Genomic DNA, 18,649 nt, shown 5'->3' on the forward strand with positions numbered 1-18,649 from the left:
TTAATAAAACAATTACAGAAATTAAGTCAGATATGAGTGAAATGAAAACATCATTAACTGAAGTCCAGAAAGGTATTGACCAATTATTAGAATCTAATCAGCGAGTGTATGACATGCTGGAATTAAATAAACAATTCCTAAAAAAGGAGCGTGAAGAAATTGAACATTTACGAAGCGTTAAGTAACGTTCCTAAACTCAAAAAGGAATATTTCTTATGGAAACATGATATTCGATATGATCAACGACTGCCAAAGAAAACAGAAAAAGAGTTTTTGCGGTATGTCGGTAAGAAAACATTGAATGGATTTATTGCATGGGAGCGTACTGCGGATTATAAACAGTTGCTTGCTATATATCTGAATGGGCTTATTGCAAATGATTTAGATGATATTTATAAGAAAGTGTCCGAACAAGCCAAATCAGGAGATCCGCAATCAGTTAAATTGTTCTTGCAGTTGCAGAAAGATATATCCAGTCATGCAAAACTTGCTGAAAAGGCGTTCAGTAAGCCGGAAGAAGATGAAATAGAAGAAGATGATGATTTAGAGATTTAATGTTACAAATTATAATGTTACATGATATAATGTTACTGTATATAAAATTAAATCTAGGAGGTAATCAATGAATACAGACCAAGCATTTAAAAAGTTAAAATCAGCGGGTGTTACGGATAGCATTCAAACAGTTAGACGGTGGTTAAGAGAAGGTAAGATAAAAGCAAAAAGAACAGAAAACAGAAAAGCAGGATACATAATTGAGAATGATGATTTACAAAGATTTATCAATGAACGTACTGGAAGAGATAAGGATAAACGGATTAAGGAATTGGAGTATAAAATAAAACAAAAGGAAAGAGGTGTTCTTGCTAAGGAAAATCATAAACTACAACTTGAAGTTGATAGGCTTAGACAAGAAAATTTGAATTTGAAAATGAAATCAATGAAACAAACCATTGATGAAAATAGAAATACCAGTAATTCTCATAGTTTTTTTAGTGATATGTCCGATGAAGATTTAAGACAGTACCGACAAAAGTTATTTGGACAGGATTTAATTTTACCATCTAAAAATTATCGAGAAGAATTAGGGTTGTCTTCTGGTGTTACAAATCAGGAAGTAGTAAAGGAGTTTAAAAAGTTATTGCGTATTCTCCATCCTGATACGGGAGGTAATGCAAAACTCTTTCAAAGAGTCAAAGAGGATTACGATGATTTTATAAAAACAACCAAATCTTAATATTACATAGTATAACATTAGAGATTTAGGGGTGCTTATAGCACTCCTTTTTCTTTTGTTCTGGGAGGTGGGATGATGGCTGCGAAAAAGAAAATGACTAAAACAGAAAAGTTAAAGTTGATAATGGATGATTTTGAATTGTTCTCTAAGAATTTTATTTACATTATTGATAACAACAATGAGAAAGTGAAACTAGAGCTTAATTCGGCACAGGTTGAGTTAAATAATCTAATGAATAAGAATAGGTTTGTTATAGTTTCAAAAGCCAGACAGGGCGGAATTTCTACTTTTACACTGGCTAAAGCGTTATGGAGAGCAATCAAGAATGAAAATGAAAATATCCTTATTGTCAGTTACAAATTGGATTCTTCAAAGGCGTTATTTGAAAAGTTAAAACAGATGAATGAATGGTTACCGAGAGATAAGTATAGTGAATTATTTCCGGCTGTCAGGCGAGCAAATAGGGATGAATTATGGTTTGAAAATGGTTCACGGATTACATGTATGGTTGCTGGCAATAAATCAATCGGGCGAGGTAGTACATATTCTTATATTCATTTGTCAGAGTATGCCTTTTACACTAGACAAGAAATGCAATTGTTGTCGGCTGAACAGTCACTCATGAAAGGTGAAGCAAGCCAATTAACAATTGAAACAACTTCTAACGGTACTGGCAACAACTATTACAAATTGTTTATGTCGGCGTGGAAAGGAAACAGTAAGTATAAAGCAATGTTCATTCCTTTCTTTCATGAGTTATATAAGAAACAATTCAAACATGACCATGATGAAGCGGAAAAATGGTTTAAGGAAGATAACAAAGGCGTTCGATTATCCGTGAAGGAATTAGAGCCAACAGAAAAGGTATTACATGATGCAGGTGCAAACCTGCGTTTTTTAATGTGGAGAAGATACAAGTTGCTTGATATGGAATTACAGGAGTTTCAACAAGAATATCCTTCAAACCCACTTGAATCATTCGTTACAAGTGGTAATGCGGTATTTGATCAATCGAAAGTGTTAGAGCGGATTAATCATGTACTTACTCCATTGGATAGGAAACAGTTAATTGATGAAGTGCCGGAAGTATTACATAGGTACATAAATAAAGGATTTTACATATATTACCTGCCTAAACGTGGCATGAAATATTATGGTGGAGTGGATACGGCTTCAGGTAGTGGGGCTGACTATTCAACAGTTAGTATATTTGATTCTGACGGCCAGCAAGTGGCAAGTTTCTATCATAATAAAGTACCAGTATATAAGTTTGCTGAAATTGTTGATGCTATTGGAAGGTATTTTAACTATGCTTTCCTTACAGTAGAAAGGAACAGTTACGGATTACCTTTACTGGAACGGCTGCGGAATGATTACGGTTATTTGAATCTATATAAGCAAAAGATGTTTGATCAACGTGGAAAAAAGAAAATGCAATTGGGTTTTATGACAACCAATGCCAGTAAATCAGTATTAATTAGTGACTATAAGGAACAGTTTGAAACTGGCTTATACAATATCGAGTGTAAAGAAACACTTCAGCAAATGCAGATATTCCAAGAAAATGAAGGCAAAATGGGAAATAAGAAAGGCGAAAAGAATCATGATGACCTTGTGATTAGTTGTGCGTTGGCAGTCCAGGGCATGAAAGTTGGAAAGTGGTATGTGTAGACATTCTCATTATATGGGAGTGTCTTTTTATTTTATTTGAGGGGGCGACAAAGTGAAATTAGAACAATACATAAAAGAGTATCATGAGGGGCGTTCTGATTGGTTTTTGGAAGAGATTAATACCGTTGCCAGTCAACAGAAGGTGAATAAGATAAGTGACCTGAAGGACTATTTGAATGGTTCTCATGCGATTACTCAACGACCAAATGAAATGTATAACGGTAAAGAGTTTGTACCTAGAAAGATTGTATTGCAGTATGCTAAGACACTATTGAATTATCAAACCGCTTATTTGCTTCAAAACCCTTTAACAATGACAGGTAATGAGGGAGTTGTAAAGGAGTATCAAAAGGTAAATAAGAAGGGTAAGTATGACCGGATTAACTTTAATATCCTTGACAAAGTTGTTAAATATGGAGAAGTGGCAGAGTATGTTTATCTGGATAAAGGCATGATTAAAAGTAAATTAATTGATCCGGCTGATAGTTATCCAATATATGACCATGAAAACAATCTAATTGCCTTTATCGAAGCGTATATGCTTGATGGAGTGGATTATTATACTGTGTTCACTGATGATACAGTAGAGAAATACGACAATCTAGGTGGAGAATTACGACTTACTGGTAGGTATCATAACCTTGCTGGCTTGCCTATTGTATATAACAATCAAAATGAGTTGAGTGAAGTACAAGGCAGAAGTGAATTAGAAGATTGGATTAGTATTCTTGATTCAATGGAGGACTTGATCAGTAAGTACACTGATGGGTTCTATAAGTTTATGAATCCGATTCCGGTTGCTATCGGTCAACAGTTGAAAGGTGATGGACTACCTTCTCATGTTGTTGGCGGTGGAGTTAATCTTGATGATGGTTCTGATTTTAAAATGGTTAGTAACCAGTTGGATTATAAGAGCTTTGAAAGTATCTATAAAACATTGCTGCAAGCGTTACTTGATGTATCACAAACGCCTGCTGTATCAATGAATAAGACGGATATTAGTAACTTGTCAGAGGTTAGTATTAAGTTATTGTTCTCATTGGCTAATATCAAAGCCGGTTTCAATGAACAATTCATGAGAGAAGGACTAGAACAGCGTTTTGACAAGGTTAGGCGGTTACTTGAATACAAAGGGATCAAGTTTGAAGCCGATGAGTATGAAACGCTGGATATGGTATTTCATTATGCTATGCCTTCTAATGACAAGGAAATCATAGAGAATCTGAAGCAACTGGATGAAATGAAGGCGATTAGTTTGGAGAGTGTGCTTAATCATAGTCCATATACAAATGATGTCCAGATGGAGTTGGAACGGTTAAAGGATGAAGGTAATAGAGATGAGGGAAATAATCAGGGAAATAATTTAAGCGGGGAAGAGGTAGATTGATACTGTATGTTGTGGCTGATTAGGGGTGTGTGATGCTAGAGGTGGATTTAGTCAAAACGGCTTAATGATGGGAAGTGGAGATAATAGGAGTAATATTGAAAAAAATCCGCATGTTATTATATATAGGGCTTGCATTTTCCTAATATGATGATAAACTGATGTTGACTAAAAGGTTTTGATATTGATATTATATAAGGTTAAAACTACTTCCGATAACATGCATTATGTCTACTAGAGTGCAATTGCCTATATATCGTAAATTATATAGGCAATTCATTCTGTATATCGTGGCTATTGATACCCCTAATTGGCTAGATTTCGGCATAGCATACTCAATTTTTCACGCCCAAAAAAACTACAATTCCACCTGATCACTCACATGCACTCTACCCAGGGTGCTTTTTCTATTGAAACTTTCAATATTTACTATTATTTTCCGACAATTTGATCAATCCCTCCTATAATCATGGTAGAATTTAACTATACAATGAGAAGGAGGGAATAGCGGTGTGGAAAGATAAAAGAATTATTATCAGTTTACTTATTGTCTTGTCAATGATTGGTAGCGTAGTAATTTACTTAAATTTTTTCTCATTAGATGAAAGTAGCGTTGAGAATCTAAATGAACAATTGGTTAATAATGAAGAGATTGCAAAGTATGTTTTGTTTATTAATGTTAGTAGAGATAATATTGAAGAACCTGTAAAATATAACGGTAAAACATCTTATACATATAACGTAATTGGTAATGCAACAGAAAAATTTTTAGAGTTAGGGGATACAGAAAAACTCAACGTTTTGTACAGTATAGCGGAAGTAGTAGATGAAAATATTGAAAATGTGCTTTTGGATTGTGGTAGGAATAAATATTGTTCAATTGATTCTATCTCTGTAATAGATATGAAAGAAAAATCGAGCATATTTTCCATAGATTATGATACTTCAAATCCCCTTGAAGATACCGTAATGACTCATACATATTATGATGAAAACGATGATTTTCAATCAAGAACTGTTAGTAACACGAATACCAATGGAAATAATGGATCGGGCAATTCAACGAATGGTGTAGTGGCAGGTGAATCAACGGAAACTTTAAAGTTAGAGGAAACAAGTTGTAAGGTTGATGGAGATTACGTTTATGTCGAAGGATATGTAAAAAATCCGACAGGAATAAAGTATTCATATATTAAAGTGCAAGCGACTTATACCGATGCTTCAGGGAATATTATCGACACTGATTGGACATACGCTGTAGGAAGTGAAGGTTTGTCTCCAAACAGTAGAAAATCTTTTGATATTATGACACCTTACAATGAATCAATAAGCAATTGCAGTTATAAGATAATCGACTTTAAGTAATTTATGAATTGAGGAAGTGATTAGATGAATACTCTTAAATCACATTCTGGAAAAAGTGGCATTGTGGGTGTTTGTGATTGTGGTTATAAACAGGAATTTCAGCCGATAAAGGATTATAAGATACCTCTAAATGAACAATTACGAAGTTTTGAATTAAAAGATACCTTTATTTGTCCAATGTGTCATGAGAAATTTGATTATCTAGGTGAAATTAAAGAATCAACTAAGTCAAAACTTATTCCTTATTTGTTTTTTGTTTCTATTGCTGCGGTATTTTTGTTTGTCGGTACAATATTCATTTCTGATGTATTGAACGAGCAACAAGACAAAAATGAATTTTATAAAACGGGTAATCCTGATGATATGACTAATAAAGAGTTAGAAGAGTTTCTTGATTGGAAAGATAAGAAAGATAAAGAGGAATGGGAAAACAAAAAAGCATTTGAGTGAATAAGTCCTTTTGGGCTTATTTTTTTATTTATAAAGGAGAGTGATTTATTTTGACTAACTTACAACGCCTTCAACTGGAAGTGCAATCAATTAACTTATCGCAAGAGGAATTATCCATCTACCTGCAAGAGAACAACCTACAACCGCATGAAGAATATAATCCGCAATCAGCAACCAGCAAAAGGAACATATATAAAACGGCTTTATCTATCCTTGAATCAATTGCCAACAATCCATCCAACATGAAGAATTACAAACAAGATGATGTATCCATTTCCGACTTTTCGGAGAATATCCAATCAAGAATTGATCAATTGGATAGGAAAATACGAAACATGAAAACGGATGATCAATCAGATAGTAATTTCTTTATGTTGTTCAATTCATAATGGAAGGAGGGCGAACATGTTTAACCTTTTTAATACAACAAATGATGTGAAATATCTAATTGAACAAGCAGGACAGGAAGTATTGATTAATGGAACAAAACAAAAAGCATTAATCACTACTCCTGCAATTGGTGAACATGAAGATAGATACATACATACGCTTCAGGCGGTTTATATGGGTGATTTAGTTGACTACAAGGGATTCAACTATTTAACTATTACCGAAACACAAACCCTTAATATAGGAAAATATAAAGCCCTCATGCGGTACTGTAATCATGAAATTGTTGTACCAGGCGAAGTTGAACAAGTACAAACAGGTACTGATCCTTATGGTAAGCCGATTTATGAAACCATAGAAGGTGAGCCGATACATATAAGTGTAGTAGTTGATAATAAATCATTTGCGGTGGATACTGACAATGCGATTAATGTAGCGGAGAATGAAATAGTGGCTGTATTGCAGGATAATGAAGTAAATAGGGGAAAGTTGGCGGTTAATAACGAGTTTGATTTACTTAATGGGACATGGAAAGTCCAACATCATGATTTAACCAAAAGAGGGTTATTAATACTTACTTGTGCGAAAGTTGTATAAGAAAGGCAGGGAAATTAGCCCCTGCCTTTTGGTAATTAATCTTCAAATGTGTTTTCTATATCAATTTCATGGTTATGGATTTCTGGCAAGATGACTTTTCCATGATTAGTGATAAGGGTTAGTAATGCTTGTTGTATGGTTAAATCATTCAATTGATATTGTGCAATTGCTTGTGCTGCGTTTTCATTAACTGCTTCAATTTCAACGGAAAAAGGCAGAGTAACTGTTCCATGTACGTGATATTTCTTTTTAATAGCTTTCATATTATCCCATCCCTTAATTTTATTTGATAACGCCTTTTAGTGGTGAAAAGTAATTATGTTGTGCCTTCACATCTGTATTAGTCATTTGTATATATTTCCGTACCATTGACATATCAGTGTGACCAAGTATTTTCTGTAAACTAAATGGATCACCGCCGTTTTTGATATAGAGTAAAGCACCGCTATGTCTCCATACATGAGGAGAGACACGTTTACTAATTCCTGCATTTTTGGCATAATCCATTAAACGTTTTCTGACAGTATTTGAATCAATGCTATCTCCATTGTAGGTTAAGAATAAAACGTCAGAGCCGAAAACTTCTGTTTCACTCATATAGTAACGAAGGACTTTAATTGTCTTTAGAGAAATCGGAACAATCCTTTTTCTCTTCATTTTGGTTTCATGTGCTTCAAGTTGAATAATTCCATTTTTTAAGTCAACATTTTCACGCCTGATTTTTAGTAGTTCAGAAATTCTAACCATTGTATCAAGCAAGGTGTATAGCATTGCCTTATCTCTCATACCTGCATATGTTGTTTCATCAATTTGAGCAAAGATTAGTTTAATTTCAGCAGGTGTAAGGGATTCAATGGTATCTTCAGGCGTTTTTAATGGTTTAAACTTTTCAAACACTGGTTCTTCTATCCAACCTTCATTGTAAGCAAAGCGAAGTAATGTTCTTAAAGGTCTGATTCTAGCGTTTACGGTAACAGGAGAAACTTGTCTTTCTTCAAGCATATAAGAAATATACTTCCTGAAAATATCAGCGTTAATTTCTTGATTTTGTAAATCTTGTCCGATAAACTCACAGAAATATAAGAAATGTGTGTAGTGATCATTAATTGTCACCTTTGATAATCCTTCTGTTTTCTTTACTTCCATGAATCGCTCAAACATTTCTGTGAGGGTTAAATCATACTTTTTCATTCTTGTGTTGAATCCTGTTGGCTTACCTCTTGACCGTCTTTTTGCAAAATAGTCCATAAAAAAACCTCCCCAAAAGTTAATTTTGTGAGAGGTAGACTATAATTTATGTGCTTGTTTAGATCACTAGGTCTTTGATGTATGTAAGCACAAGTACATGATGAAAAATCATGTTTTAACCTAGTGGTACTTTTAAGTTGAAAACCGCTTAAAACCTTGATATAAAGGCGTTTTAAGGGATAAATGGTAATGTCCTGTTTTGAAGACCTCGGGGGACACCAGTACCCCAGCCGGCCCCATCATTTTAGCGAACAATAACAATTATAGCTGATACGCTGCTGCACAGCAAGGATAAAATTATAGCATAATTGTGAACGTTAAGCGTTGTACGGTATTTAAGGTTGATGAAGGAACCGTTTATGATTAAAGTTAAAGGAGACTATAACATACAGCAGGTGATAATTTGGATACATTGCATTTTACGGTCGGAATGGCCGGACATATTGATCACGGGAAAACGTCTTTGACAAAGGCGCTTACAAACATTGAAACTGACAGGCTGAAGGAAGAAAAAGAACGGAACATTTCAATAGAACTTGGCTACGCGCCCTTGAATCTCGGCGAAGGCATGGAAGTGTCCATCATCGACGTACCCGGGCATGAGCGGTTCATCAGGCAAATGATCGCAGGCGTGGCCGGAATCGATATGGTCATTCTTGTTGTTGCTGCAGATGAAGGGGTAATGCCGCAAACACGGGAACATGTTGAAATCCTGAACTTTCTCGGCATCGAACATGCCCTTGTCGCACTTACAAAAATAAGCCGTGTGGAAGAAGAGATGCTTGAACTGGTAGAGGAAGATGTCAAGGAACAGCTCGAAGGAACCATTTTCGCTGAAGCACCAATGGTGTCGGTGGATAGCCTGGATGGGGCCGGAATAGAGGAGCTGCGGGCGAAAATTAAGGAAGAGCTCGAGAAGACGGAAATCAGGGATGTAAGGGGAGCGTTCCGTCTGCCGATTGATCAGGTATTTACTGTGCAGGGACAGGGAACGGTCGTGCGCGGCACCGTTTATGAAGGTTATGTCGAGAAAAACAGTTCGCTTGTTGTGCTTCCGGCCGGCCTTGAAGTAAAAGCACGTCAGATTCAGGTCCATCATCATGATAAAGAACGGGCGGTTGCCGGCCAGCGGGCCGCGATCAACCTCGGCGGCATTTCGCGGCATGATTTGAAAAGAGGCGATGTGCTCGTATCCTCCCGGAATTTTGTCGTGACTGATACAATTGATGTGACGATGACGACGGTGAAAAGCCTGCGGATGCCTCTGAAGCAGCGGAGCCCCATCAAGCTTCACATAGGTACGACAGAAGTGATGGGGAAAATCATCTTTTTTGACCGGAATGAACTTGAAGATGGAAGGGAGGAAGTGCTGTGCCAGTTCCGCCTCGATCATAAAATCGTGACAAAACGCGGGGACCGGTTCATTGTCAGGCGCCCGACTCCGGCCGAAACAGTCGGAGGCGGCTGGGTGATCGATCCGAAAGGCGAAAAGTACAGGTTTGGCAATGACACAATGGCGATGCTCGGCCGAAAAAAGGAGAGCACGCCGATTGAACGGATCATCTTCATTTTGACAGAGGAAAAACTGCTCTCTAAAAAAGATATCCTTAAATTCACCTCATTAGATGAGACGGCTTTTGATGAAGCGATTGCCGGTGAAGACGCCGGGACTAAAATCGATGTGATGCCGGGAGGTTTTTATGCGCTTATCCGCGATCGGGATGAAATCATCAATACGATCACGGCAAATCTTGCCGGCTTTCATGAAAAATATCCGCTCAGGGCCGGAATCAATAAAGCGGAGATTATTCAGTCGCTGACGGGGCTTTATCCGAAACGGATGCTCGATTATGTCATCGAGAAAGCGGCAGAAGAAGGGAAATTTGATCGGCGCGGCCAATTCATTGCCCTTGCCGATTTTACGCCGCATTATCCGAAAGCATGGAAGACAAGGATGGTAAATGCTGGCGAGTCACTTGAAAAAGATGGGCTTGAGGTAAAACCATTCATGGAATATGCCGAAAAAGAAGGCATACCTGCAGAAGAAGCGGAAGAATTCAAACAGCATCTCATCCAGACTGAAAAGGGCTATCCGCTTGATGATCAACTGCTCATTTCAAAGAAGGCATTGCTCGATGCGGTCAGAAGGGTGCATAAAGCGACAGACGGCACATTCACCCTTCAGGAAGCAAAAGCGGTGCTCGGTCTGTCGCGCAAATATCTTGTTCCTTTGCTTGAATTATGGGATGGTATCGGGATTACTGTCAGGGGCGGTCAGGAAAGGAAATGGGTTGCAACGAAGCTCGGAGAACTCATCAAAGAGGAAACAGCAAAATAGATGGACATAACAAAACGGGAGCCTATGCTCCCGTTTTGTTATGTCTTCCGCCTGTATACTTCAATCGGAAAGTCTTTCTGTTCTGTCACCTCGCCGACTATACGGGCTTCTGAAAGGCCGTGTCGGTGAAGTTGCTCGATATAATCCACGGCCTCATCTTTCGGCATGCTGATTAAAAGCCCTCCTGACGTGACAGCGTCGCAAAGGAGCAGCTGGTCATTGACAGAAAGCCCTTCTTCATACCTGACAGTCTCCTTTAACCAGCGGTGATTGGATTTTGACCCGCCAGGTATGATGTTCTGTTTGAGCAGTTCAACCGCTCCATCCAGAACTGGAACATCATCCAGATAGAAAACAAGGCTCGCTTCACTGCCCTCCGCCATCTCACTGCCGTGCCCGAGCAGTCCAAAGCCGGTCACATCGGTGACGGCATGCGGGTGGTAACGATGCAGCAGTTCACTTGCTGTTTTATTGAGCATTGCCATTGTATCGGTAACGGTTTTTTTCTGTTCTTCTGTAACAGCATCCTTTTTGATTCCGGTAGTCATAATGCCGACGCCGATCGGTTTTGTCAGTACAAGGGCATCTCCCGGCAGGGCGCCGATGTTTTTGTAAAACTTCTCAGGGTGGACAAACCCCGTGACAGACAGGCCGAATTTAGGCTCCTGGTCATCAATGGAATGACCGCCTAACGTAATGGCACCCGCCTCTTCGACTTTTTCAGCAGCACCTTTCAAGATCTCAGCGAGCATTTCGCTTCCGAGTTTGGCGATCGGAAAGCCCACAATATTCAAGACCGTCTTCGGTTCTCCGCCCATCGCATATACATCACTAAGCGAATTGGCGGCAGCAATGGCGCCGAACATATATGGGTCATCGACAATTGGCGTGAAAAAGTCGACGGTCTGAATCAGGGCAAGGTCATCACTGACTTTATAAACGCCGGCATCATCCGCCGTATCAAGACCTACAAGCAGGTTCGGATCTGGTTTGCGTTCAGGTAAATGGCGCAAAACTTGCGCCAGGTCTTCAGGACCCAGTTTGCATCCTCAACCGGATTTGGCGGTCATTTGCGTCAGTTTTATTTTTTCTCCATTGTTGTCATTTCCAGATGTTAAATGTGACATGGTCCTGCACCTCCTTTTATGTAACAATATCTATTATAGTATAGCCAATTTCAAAAAACTATGGGATAGCCCGTATATATTGCCTGTTTGAAAAATGTGAAAACCAGTGTACCGGGATACACTGGTCATTCAATATCGATATAGGGCTTTCCGTCGGCAGCGGAAACCGGTTTTTGGATCGTGACCAATAACAGTCCGTTCTTGTAGCTTGCCTTGAGGGAGTCTGGGTATACAGGGAAGTTAACAGGAATGGTGCGTGAAACGCTTCGGCGCGACCTTTCCCGCCGTGTGTAATGTTTAGCGTCATCTTTGATTTCAGAACTTTCACTGCGGAGGGCTGTGATCTTGATGCCGTAATGGATGATTTCGATATTGATATCTTTTTTCGAGAAACCGGGAAGTTCAGCTTCAATCACCACTTTATCATCAGAATCATATACATCGGCGCGGAAACCTTGCTGGCCAAAAAATTCCGTGAACGGATCATCGAAAAACCGGTCCATGATATTCGCAAGGCGCCGAAGTTCAGGGAACTTTTCTTCTTTACCGTCCATATTGCCGCCTCCTTTCTTACCGGTATATATTATTCGCCCGTTATTAAATGTGAGCAGGTCTATCGCCCGGCAGCAAAAAATGGGCGGTTTTCCCGTGCTGGGAAATGGAGAGTGCAACATGATATAATGAATGAATGATGATATGAGACGGAGGACTTTTATGATGAAACAGCATTTACGCCATATCCCGCCGGTCCATAAGCTCCAGCAAGATGAACGGTTCACGGAGCTGCTGCAGGGGAACGGGCTATCAACCGATAAACTTACCGGGGCAGTTCAATTTGGAATCGAACAATTGAGAAGGCGCCTTTTGGATGGTTCATGGGAGGGCGCTTTGACCGAAGCAGCGTTTACAGCATACATTTTTGCGCAAACAGCGAAAAAAACGACAGAGATGACTGAGTATAAGTTGAAAAAAGTGATAAATGCCGCAGGCACCATCATACATACAAACCTGGGACGTTCCAGGCTCAGCAATGAAGCGATCAGGAAAGTGACAGAAGCGGCCGAAAACTATTCCAACCTTGAGTACCGGCTTGAAGAAGGGAAAAGAGGCTCGCGCCATACATTGATTGAGGAGTGGCTGGTGGAAGCAACGGGGGCGGAGGCTGCCATGGTTGTCAATAACAATGCGGCGGCGGTTTATTTGGTTTTGAGGGCCATGGCCGAAAACAGGGAAGTCATCGTTTCAAGAGGGCAGCTCGTTGAAATCGGCGGTTCGTTCCGGGTTTCTTCTATAATGGAAGAAAGCGGGGCGAAGCTGGTGGAAGTCGGCACGACAAACAAAACACACCTTCATGATTATGAACATGCAGTAACAGAAGAGACGGCAATGATCATGAAGGTGCATACGAGCAATTTCAAAACGATCGGTTTCACTAAAACGGTTTCAACCAGTGAAATGGCTTCAATAAAAAAGGAGAATGAAGGCCTCATTTTCTATGAAGATCTTGGAAGCGGGGCTTTGTATGATTACCGCAAATACGGCATCGGGAATGAACCGACAGTCCGGGAAGTGCTCGATGCAGGTGCGGACATCGTTTCGTTCAGCGGAGACAAACTTTTGGGCGGTCCGCAGGCTGGCATTATCGCCGGGAAAAAGGAACTGATTGATCAACTGAAAAGGCACCAGCTGGCAAGGGTGCTCAGAGTCGATAAAATGACACTTGCCGCACTTGAGGCAACATTGAAGGCTTACGTGCTCGGAAGTAAAGAAATTCTAGAAATTCCGACTGTCCGCGACATCTTAAAACCGATTGAGGATATCCGGCAAACCGCCGAGGCTTTCAAACGAGCAATTGAAACGGGCGGTTCGGCGTATAATGTCCGTTTGATCAGTGATATATCACAGGTCGGCGGCGGCACCATGCCGGATGTCGAACTGCCGACTGCGGCCGCCGCCGTCACACATCCAAAAATGAATGCAAGCAGACTGTTGGAGTCACTGAGAAATCACAGTCCGGCCATCATTGCCCGTGCCCGTGATGAAAAAGTCATTCTCGATTTCAGGACACTTTCCCGGGAAGATACTGCAGTAGTTGTTGCTGCGCTGCAGACATTGGAACGGCACGATGCGTAAAAAGCATTTTGGGCTTTGCTGTTTACCGGACGGAATTGGAATTAATGCCCTTCGCCGTGATTCTGGCGGGTGTGATTCCGCTGTTTCACTTTTTTGGAGCCGCTCAGCGGTTCCGGCTGGGTTGGCTGATTGCCTTTAGGGGCATTTTTCCTCATGTCTTTGAACGTATTTTTTTCTGCCATCTGTGTAACCTCCTTTTGCACATAGTGTGTGCGTGAACAGCCGTTTCATGCATTTGGTGAATGAAATGCTATTCGGCGGCAACACTATTCATACAAACACGAAGGAGGTTTGCATGATGCCGTATCATAAAGATAAGCAGCAGTCATTCCAGGCGGCCCAGCAAGGCTATGAACAGGCAAAGGCCGCCCATAAAGAAATCGTGAAAGATTCAAGCGGCTATGGAAAACAGCTCAGCCATTTGGAACAGGAAATCAACGAGGCATATGAGCAGATTAATAATGCGCTTGAAACTGCGTCTGAACACCAGCAGGAGCAATTGCGCAAGTTCCAGAACGACCTGTCGTCGATTGTGAATGCAATCAGGTTTGAAGAATAGGTGAGAGGTTGGGACATAACGGAATAAGTCATGTATAGAGACGAACAATATCTATTCAACGTAATACTGTTTAGGCTCGCCATCGGCGAGTTTTCTTTAATAGGTAAGAAAGGATAAATTTCAACCAAGATCAATGTCCAGTACCAGGCGGCAGCGGCTATCGTCATAAGCGGGCGCCTTGCGCATTTCGAGTGTCCAGCTGCGAGCCAGGGTTTGTCGCCATGCATGAAAAAAGGAGCCGGTTTGGCGTGAAAGCCGGGCTGAACGGCGCGAAACAGCTGCTCCGGCGTGAAAGTTGGCCTCTACGGCATGAAATATGTGAGATTACGCGTGAAACAGTGATCGTTTGGCGTGAAAGAAACGGGATTCCGCGCGAAAGTGCAACCCCTTGATTGCGGTTGTTCGAATACGGCGTGAAAAGCCGGGGATATGGCGCGTAGGAACAGTCATCTGGCGTGAAATAGGAAGAAACAGTAATAGTCTTTTTATAAAATGAGACAAATCCGGCTGGTTACCGGGCCTAAATGGTTGGAATGATCGTGTATATGAGTAAACAGCCCGGTTTTGACCGTCAGCTTGCTTGAAAAGGTGAAAAAAAACGTGCAAATTACCATGCCCGGGGTACTCAGGGTTTGCTGGTCTGGCATCGTTTGGGATGCGGATCAGCTGCTCCCCTCCGGGAGTGAAAACAGCCCTCACTGCGGGTGCCCCCGCTTATGCGTACGCCGCTAAGCGGGGGCCTTGCGCTTTTCTTACGTGGCGTCACTGGTTCTTTTTTCGTCTTTTATTGTTTTGTTTTTGTTCTTCAGTCAAAGGCTCATTGGACAGTTCTTCATTATATCCTGTGCCCATGCCCTGGGCTGCGGCAGCGTTCATTCCCGGCCTGAGATGGTTCGCTTTTCGTTTTGCCATTTTGATGACACCTCCCTGGTTGTATCTTTTGTCAAGACCATCTCCATTATGTAACAATAGATAGTGAAGTCTCGACACGGGGTGAACAATGTGAAAGATAATCAGCAATGCAGTTCATGAGGTATTAATTCGGCACCTGAGAACGGGCGGAAAAAAACGTTTCCGCCTATATGACCGGGTATGCTGATTTGGCTCCTGGCAGGAGTCATTTTATTAATCAAGTCGTTCTTTTAAGGGGGATGGGCTTGCCCTTTCCTTCCTGAGGATTCACCATTAGGATTTCTTATGTTTTTTAATAACTAACCTGTCATTTACTTATGAAGTATGTTGCTCTATGATTGAAAAGGGGAAGGAACAAAGACGCTCCAGCTTATCTGGCAGTGGAATTTGTTTTTTTTCGACAATTAAAAAGAATTAGTATATCATTATATTCGATAAGGGGGTTATACATATGGCAAATGATGTTTTTAAAGCGCGTTCATCCTTTGAAGTAGAAGGAAAAACGTACAACTATTATCGATTGAAAGCACTGGAAGAAGCCGGAATCGGCAATGTTTCAAAGCTGCCTTATTCCATCAAGGTATTGCTCGAGGCGGTGCTCCGCCAGTATGACGGCAGGGTGATCAAAGAGGAGCATATTGAAAATTTGGCAAAATGGGGCACAAAGGAACTGAAGTCCATCGATGTTCCATTTAAGCCTTCACGTGTCATTTTGCAGGATTTCACGGGTGTGCCTGCTGTAGTTGACCTTGCGTCGCTCCGCAAAGCAATGGCTGACATGGGCGGCGACGGAAATAAGATTAATCCTGAAGTACCGGTTGATCTTGTCATTGACCATTCTGTACAGGTGGATAAGTTCGGAACGGCTGACTCGCTACAGTACAACATGCAGCTTGAATTCGAACGGAATGCAGAACGCTACAATCTCCTGAATTGGGCAGGGAAGGCGTTTGAAAATTATCGTGCTGTTCCTCCGGCGACAGGCATCGTGCACCAGGTGAACCTGGAGTATCTTGCAAATGTCGTTCATGGAGTGGAAGGTGAAAACGGTGAGCTTGAAGCCTATCCTGACACGCTCGTCGGCACAGACTCACATACTACAATGATCAACGGACTCGGCGTTCTCGGCTGGGGTGTTGGCGGAATCGAAGCTGAAGCCGGGATGCTCGGCCAGCCTTCTTATTTCCCTGTGCCTGATGTCATCGGCGTAAAGCTGACCGGATCGCTCCCGAGCGGAACGACTGCAACTGACCTTGCTTTGCGTGTCACGCAAGAATTGAGAAAACGCAATGTTGTCGGCAAATTTGTCGAGTTCTTCGGGCCTGGCCTACAGGATATGCCTCTTGCAGACAGGGCGACAATTTCCAACATGGCGCCTGAGTACGGTGCGACATGCGGATTCTTCCCTGTTGACGGCGAGTCCCTTGAGTACTTGCGCCTGACCGGCCGTTCAGAAGAACATATCAAGCTTGTAGAAGAGTATTCCAAAGCGAACGACCTTTTCTATACACCGGATAAGGAAGACCCGACATTTACTGATCTCGTTCACATTGACCTTTCAACGATTGAGCCGAATCTGTCCGGGCCGAAACGTCCGCAGGATTTGATCCCTCTCTCTGTTATGAAGGAAGAGTTCCGTAAAGCGATTGTCGCACCAGCCGGCAACCAGGGCTTTGGCCTCAAGCCTGAAGAGTTTGATAAGGAAGTTGACGTAGACCATCCGGACGGATCGAAATCGGTTATGAAAACGGGTGCTGTAGCAATTGCTGCCATCACAAGCTGTACGAATACATCCAACCCATACGTAATGCTCGGTGCCGGCCTTGTCGCCAAAAAAGCGGTTGAAAAAGGGCTGACTGTGCCTGATTATGTGAAAACATCCCTTGCACCAGGCTCGAAAGTTGTAACTGGATACCTGGAAAAAGCCGGCCTTATGCCATATTTGGATCAGCTTGGCTTCAACCTTGTCGGTTATGGCTGCACAACCTGTATCGGAAACAGCGGACCGCTTCCGGAAGAAATTGAGCAGGCGATTGCTGATAATGATATCACTGTTGCTTCCGTTCTTTCCGGAAACCGGAACTTTGAAGGACGCATCCATCCGCTCGTGAAAGCGAACTATCTTGCTTCACCGCCGCTCGTTGTCGCGTATGCACTCGCCGGGTCTGTGAACTTTGACTTGCAGAATGAATCATTCGGCAAAGACAAAGATGGCAATGATGTATACTTTGCTGATATCTGGCCTTCAATGGAAGAAATCAAAGCAGAGATCAATAATGCTGTAACACCTGAATTGTTCAAGAAAGAATATGAGCAAGTATTTGACAGCAATGAAGAGTGGAATGAAATCGAAACAACAGATGAGCCGCTTTACAAGTGGGATGAAGATTCCACATACATTCAAAATCCGCCGTTCTTCGTAGGGCTTTCCGAAGACCCGGATGAAGTGAAGCCGCTTAACAAGTTGCGCGTAGTCGGCAAATTCGGCGACTCCGTCACAACGGACCATATTTCACCGGCTGGCGCAATCGGCAAAGACAGTCCTGCCGGAAGATATTTGCAAGAAAACGGCGTATCGCCGCGGGATTTCAACTCGTACGGCTCAAGGCGCGGAAACCATGAAGTCATGATGCGCGGCACATTTGCCAATATCCGTATCCGCAACCAGATCGCACCTGGCACTGAAGGCGGATGGACAACGTACTGGCCGACACATGAAGTCATGTATATCTACGATGCATGCATGAAATACCAGGAAGACGGCACAGGCCTTGCTGTGCTTGCCGGTAAAGATTACGGCATGGGCAGTTCCCGTGACTGGGCGGCCAAAGGCACGAACCTGCTCGGCATCAAGACAGTCATTGCGGAAAGCTTCGAGCGGATTCACCGCAGCAACCTCGTTTTGATGGGCGTATTGCCGCTTCAGTTTGTAGACGGGGAAAATGCTGATAAGCTAGGCCTGACAGGTGAAGAAACAATTTCGGTTGAAATCGATGAGAACGTCAATCCGCATGATCTGGTTAATGTCCGTGCTGAATCAGTGGACGGTTCTGTAAAAGAATTCAAAGCACTGGTAAGGTTTGACAGTGAAGTGGAGATCGATTACTATCGCCATGGCGGCATCCTCCAGATGGTGCTTCGCGATAAACTGAAAGCTTAATAACCGTTATAACAAAACGAGCAGCCGAAAGGGCTGCTCGTTTTTTAGATTGTATTTTCTTACATATCAGTTCATTTG

Annotated in this window: 20 protein-coding genes; 14 read left to right on the plus strand and 6 right to left on the minus strand. The window is 41.8% G+C overall.

Annotation, left to right across the window (positions count from 1 at the left end; translation table 11 throughout):
- From A4U59_RS22065 to A4U59_RS16205, 9 genes are all read left to right on the plus strand, one after another.
- The coding region (locus tag A4U59_RS22065) for a hypothetical protein (RefSeq protein ID WP_211274957.1) at positions 1 to 185 on the plus strand (185 nt) is incomplete at its 5' end.
- Positions 160 to 555: a hypothetical protein gene (locus A4U59_RS16170; RefSeq protein WP_066174666.1), complete on the plus strand. Its 396-nt coding sequence runs from the start codon at positions 160 to 162 to the stop codon at positions 553 to 555. The genes A4U59_RS22065 and A4U59_RS16170, both read left to right, overlap by 26 nt.
- A gap of 67 nt (positions 556 to 622) precedes the next feature.
- Complete coding sequence (locus A4U59_RS16175) at positions 623 to 1,237, plus strand: hypothetical protein (RefSeq protein WP_066174668.1); 615 nt, start codon at positions 623 to 625, stop codon at positions 1,235 to 1,237.
- Between the two features lie 75 nt (positions 1,238 to 1,312).
- The gene (locus tag A4U59_RS16180) at positions 1,313 to 2,908 is read left to right on the plus strand and encodes a terminase large subunit domain-containing protein (RefSeq protein ID WP_066174671.1); all 1,596 of its coding nucleotides are present in this window, start codon (positions 1,313 to 1,315) and stop codon (positions 2,906 to 2,908) included.
- A 52-nt stretch (positions 2,909 to 2,960) separates the two neighbouring features.
- Positions 2,961 to 4,295, plus strand: coding sequence for a phage portal protein (locus A4U59_RS16185; protein ID WP_066174673.1), 1,335 nt, complete (start codon positions 2,961 to 2,963; stop codon positions 4,293 to 4,295).
- 507 nt (positions 4,296 to 4,802) lie between these two features.
- Entirely contained in the window at positions 4,803 to 5,657 is an 855-nt protein-coding gene (locus A4U59_RS16190; protein WP_066174676.1) for an FxLYD domain-containing protein, read from the plus strand.
- 24 nt (positions 5,658 to 5,681) lie between these two features.
- Positions 5,682 to 6,107: a hypothetical protein gene (locus A4U59_RS16195; RefSeq protein ID WP_066174680.1), complete on the plus strand. Its 426-nt coding sequence runs from the start codon at positions 5,682 to 5,684 to the stop codon at positions 6,105 to 6,107.
- A 50-nt stretch (positions 6,108 to 6,157) separates the two neighbouring features.
- Entirely contained in the window at positions 6,158 to 6,496 is a 339-nt protein-coding gene (locus A4U59_RS16200) for a hypothetical protein (RefSeq protein ID WP_066174683.1), read from the plus strand.
- A gap of 16 nt (positions 6,497 to 6,512) precedes the next feature.
- Positions 6,513 to 7,094, plus strand: a complete 582-nt coding sequence (locus A4U59_RS16205; protein ID WP_066174685.1) for a hypothetical protein — start codon at positions 6,513 to 6,515, stop codon at positions 7,092 to 7,094.
- Positions 7,095 to 7,129: 35 nt separating this feature from the next.
- Here A4U59_RS16205 and A4U59_RS16210 read toward each other — a convergent pair whose 3' ends face one another.
- A complete protein-coding gene (locus A4U59_RS16210) occupies positions 7,130 to 7,357 on the minus strand; it encodes a hypothetical protein (RefSeq protein WP_066174688.1) in 228 nt (75 codons plus the stop codon).
- 19 nt (positions 7,358 to 7,376) lie between these two features.
- Entirely contained in the window at positions 7,377 to 8,342 is a 966-nt protein-coding gene (locus A4U59_RS16215; protein ID WP_066174692.1) for a tyrosine-type recombinase/integrase, read from the minus strand.
- Between the two features lie 403 nt (positions 8,343 to 8,745).
- Between A4U59_RS16215 and selB the strand changes: the two genes are divergently transcribed.
- Complete coding sequence (gene selB, locus A4U59_RS16220; RefSeq protein ID WP_106406359.1) at positions 8,746 to 10,680, plus strand: selenocysteine-specific translation elongation factor; 1,935 nt, start codon at positions 8,746 to 8,748, stop codon at positions 10,678 to 10,680.
- A gap of 38 nt (positions 10,681 to 10,718) precedes the next feature.
- Here the strand turns inward: selB and selD are convergent, their stop codons facing one another.
- Both selD and A4U59_RS16230 read right to left on the minus strand, forming a co-directional pair.
- Positions 10,719 to 11,750 carry a selenide, water dikinase SelD gene (gene selD, locus A4U59_RS16225; RefSeq protein ID WP_425388920.1) on the minus strand — a complete coding sequence of 344 codons (1,032 nt, stop codon included), beginning with the start codon at positions 11,748 to 11,750 and terminating at the stop codon, positions 10,719 to 10,721.
- A 182-nt stretch (positions 11,751 to 11,932) separates the two neighbouring features.
- Positions 11,933 to 12,361: an Hsp20/alpha crystallin family protein gene (locus tag A4U59_RS16230; protein ID WP_066174697.1), complete on the minus strand. Its 429-nt coding sequence runs from the start codon at positions 12,359 to 12,361 to the stop codon at positions 11,933 to 11,935.
- Positions 12,362 to 12,524: 163 nt separating this feature from the next.
- Between A4U59_RS16230 and selA the strand changes: the two genes are divergently transcribed.
- Positions 12,525 to 13,940, plus strand: coding sequence for an L-seryl-tRNA(Sec) selenium transferase (gene selA, locus A4U59_RS16235; protein ID WP_066174822.1), 1,416 nt, complete (start codon positions 12,525 to 12,527; stop codon positions 13,938 to 13,940).
- Between the two features lie 41 nt (positions 13,941 to 13,981).
- Here the strand turns inward: selA and A4U59_RS16240 are convergent, their stop codons facing one another.
- Positions 13,982 to 14,122, minus strand: a complete 141-nt coding sequence (locus A4U59_RS16240) for a small acid-soluble spore protein P (protein ID WP_066174700.1) — start codon at positions 14,120 to 14,122, stop codon at positions 13,982 to 13,984.
- A 116-nt stretch (positions 14,123 to 14,238) separates the two neighbouring features.
- Between A4U59_RS16240 and A4U59_RS16245 the strand changes: the two genes are divergently transcribed.
- The gene (locus tag A4U59_RS16245; RefSeq protein WP_066174703.1) at positions 14,239 to 14,499 is read left to right on the plus strand and encodes a hypothetical protein; all 261 of its coding nucleotides are present in this window, start codon (positions 14,239 to 14,241) and stop codon (positions 14,497 to 14,499) included.
- A 221-nt stretch (positions 14,500 to 14,720) separates the two neighbouring features.
- Complete coding sequence (locus tag A4U59_RS21435; protein WP_157888208.1) at positions 14,721 to 14,891, plus strand: hypothetical protein; 171 nt, start codon at positions 14,721 to 14,723, stop codon at positions 14,889 to 14,891.
- Between the two features lie 370 nt (positions 14,892 to 15,261).
- On the opposite strand, the gene sspO is transcribed toward A4U59_RS21435, so the two are convergent.
- A complete protein-coding gene (gene sspO / locus A4U59_RS16250; protein WP_066174706.1) occupies positions 15,262 to 15,411 on the minus strand; it encodes a small acid-soluble spore protein O in 150 nt (49 codons plus the stop codon).
- A 451-nt stretch (positions 15,412 to 15,862) separates the two neighbouring features.
- Here sspO and acnA point away from each other — a divergent pair, with 451 nt between their 5' ends.
- Positions 15,863 to 18,571, plus strand: coding sequence for an aconitate hydratase AcnA (acnA, locus tag A4U59_RS16255; RefSeq protein WP_066174709.1), 2,709 nt, complete (start codon positions 15,863 to 15,865; stop codon positions 18,569 to 18,571).
- The last annotated feature ends 78 nt before the right edge of the window (positions 18,572 to 18,649 follow it).

Origin of the sequence: Bacillus marinisedimentorum, from assembly GCF_001644195.2 — a bacterium.
Lineage (GTDB): Bacteria > Bacillota > Bacilli > Bacillales > Bacillaceae_O > Bacillus_BL > Bacillus_BL marinisedimentorum.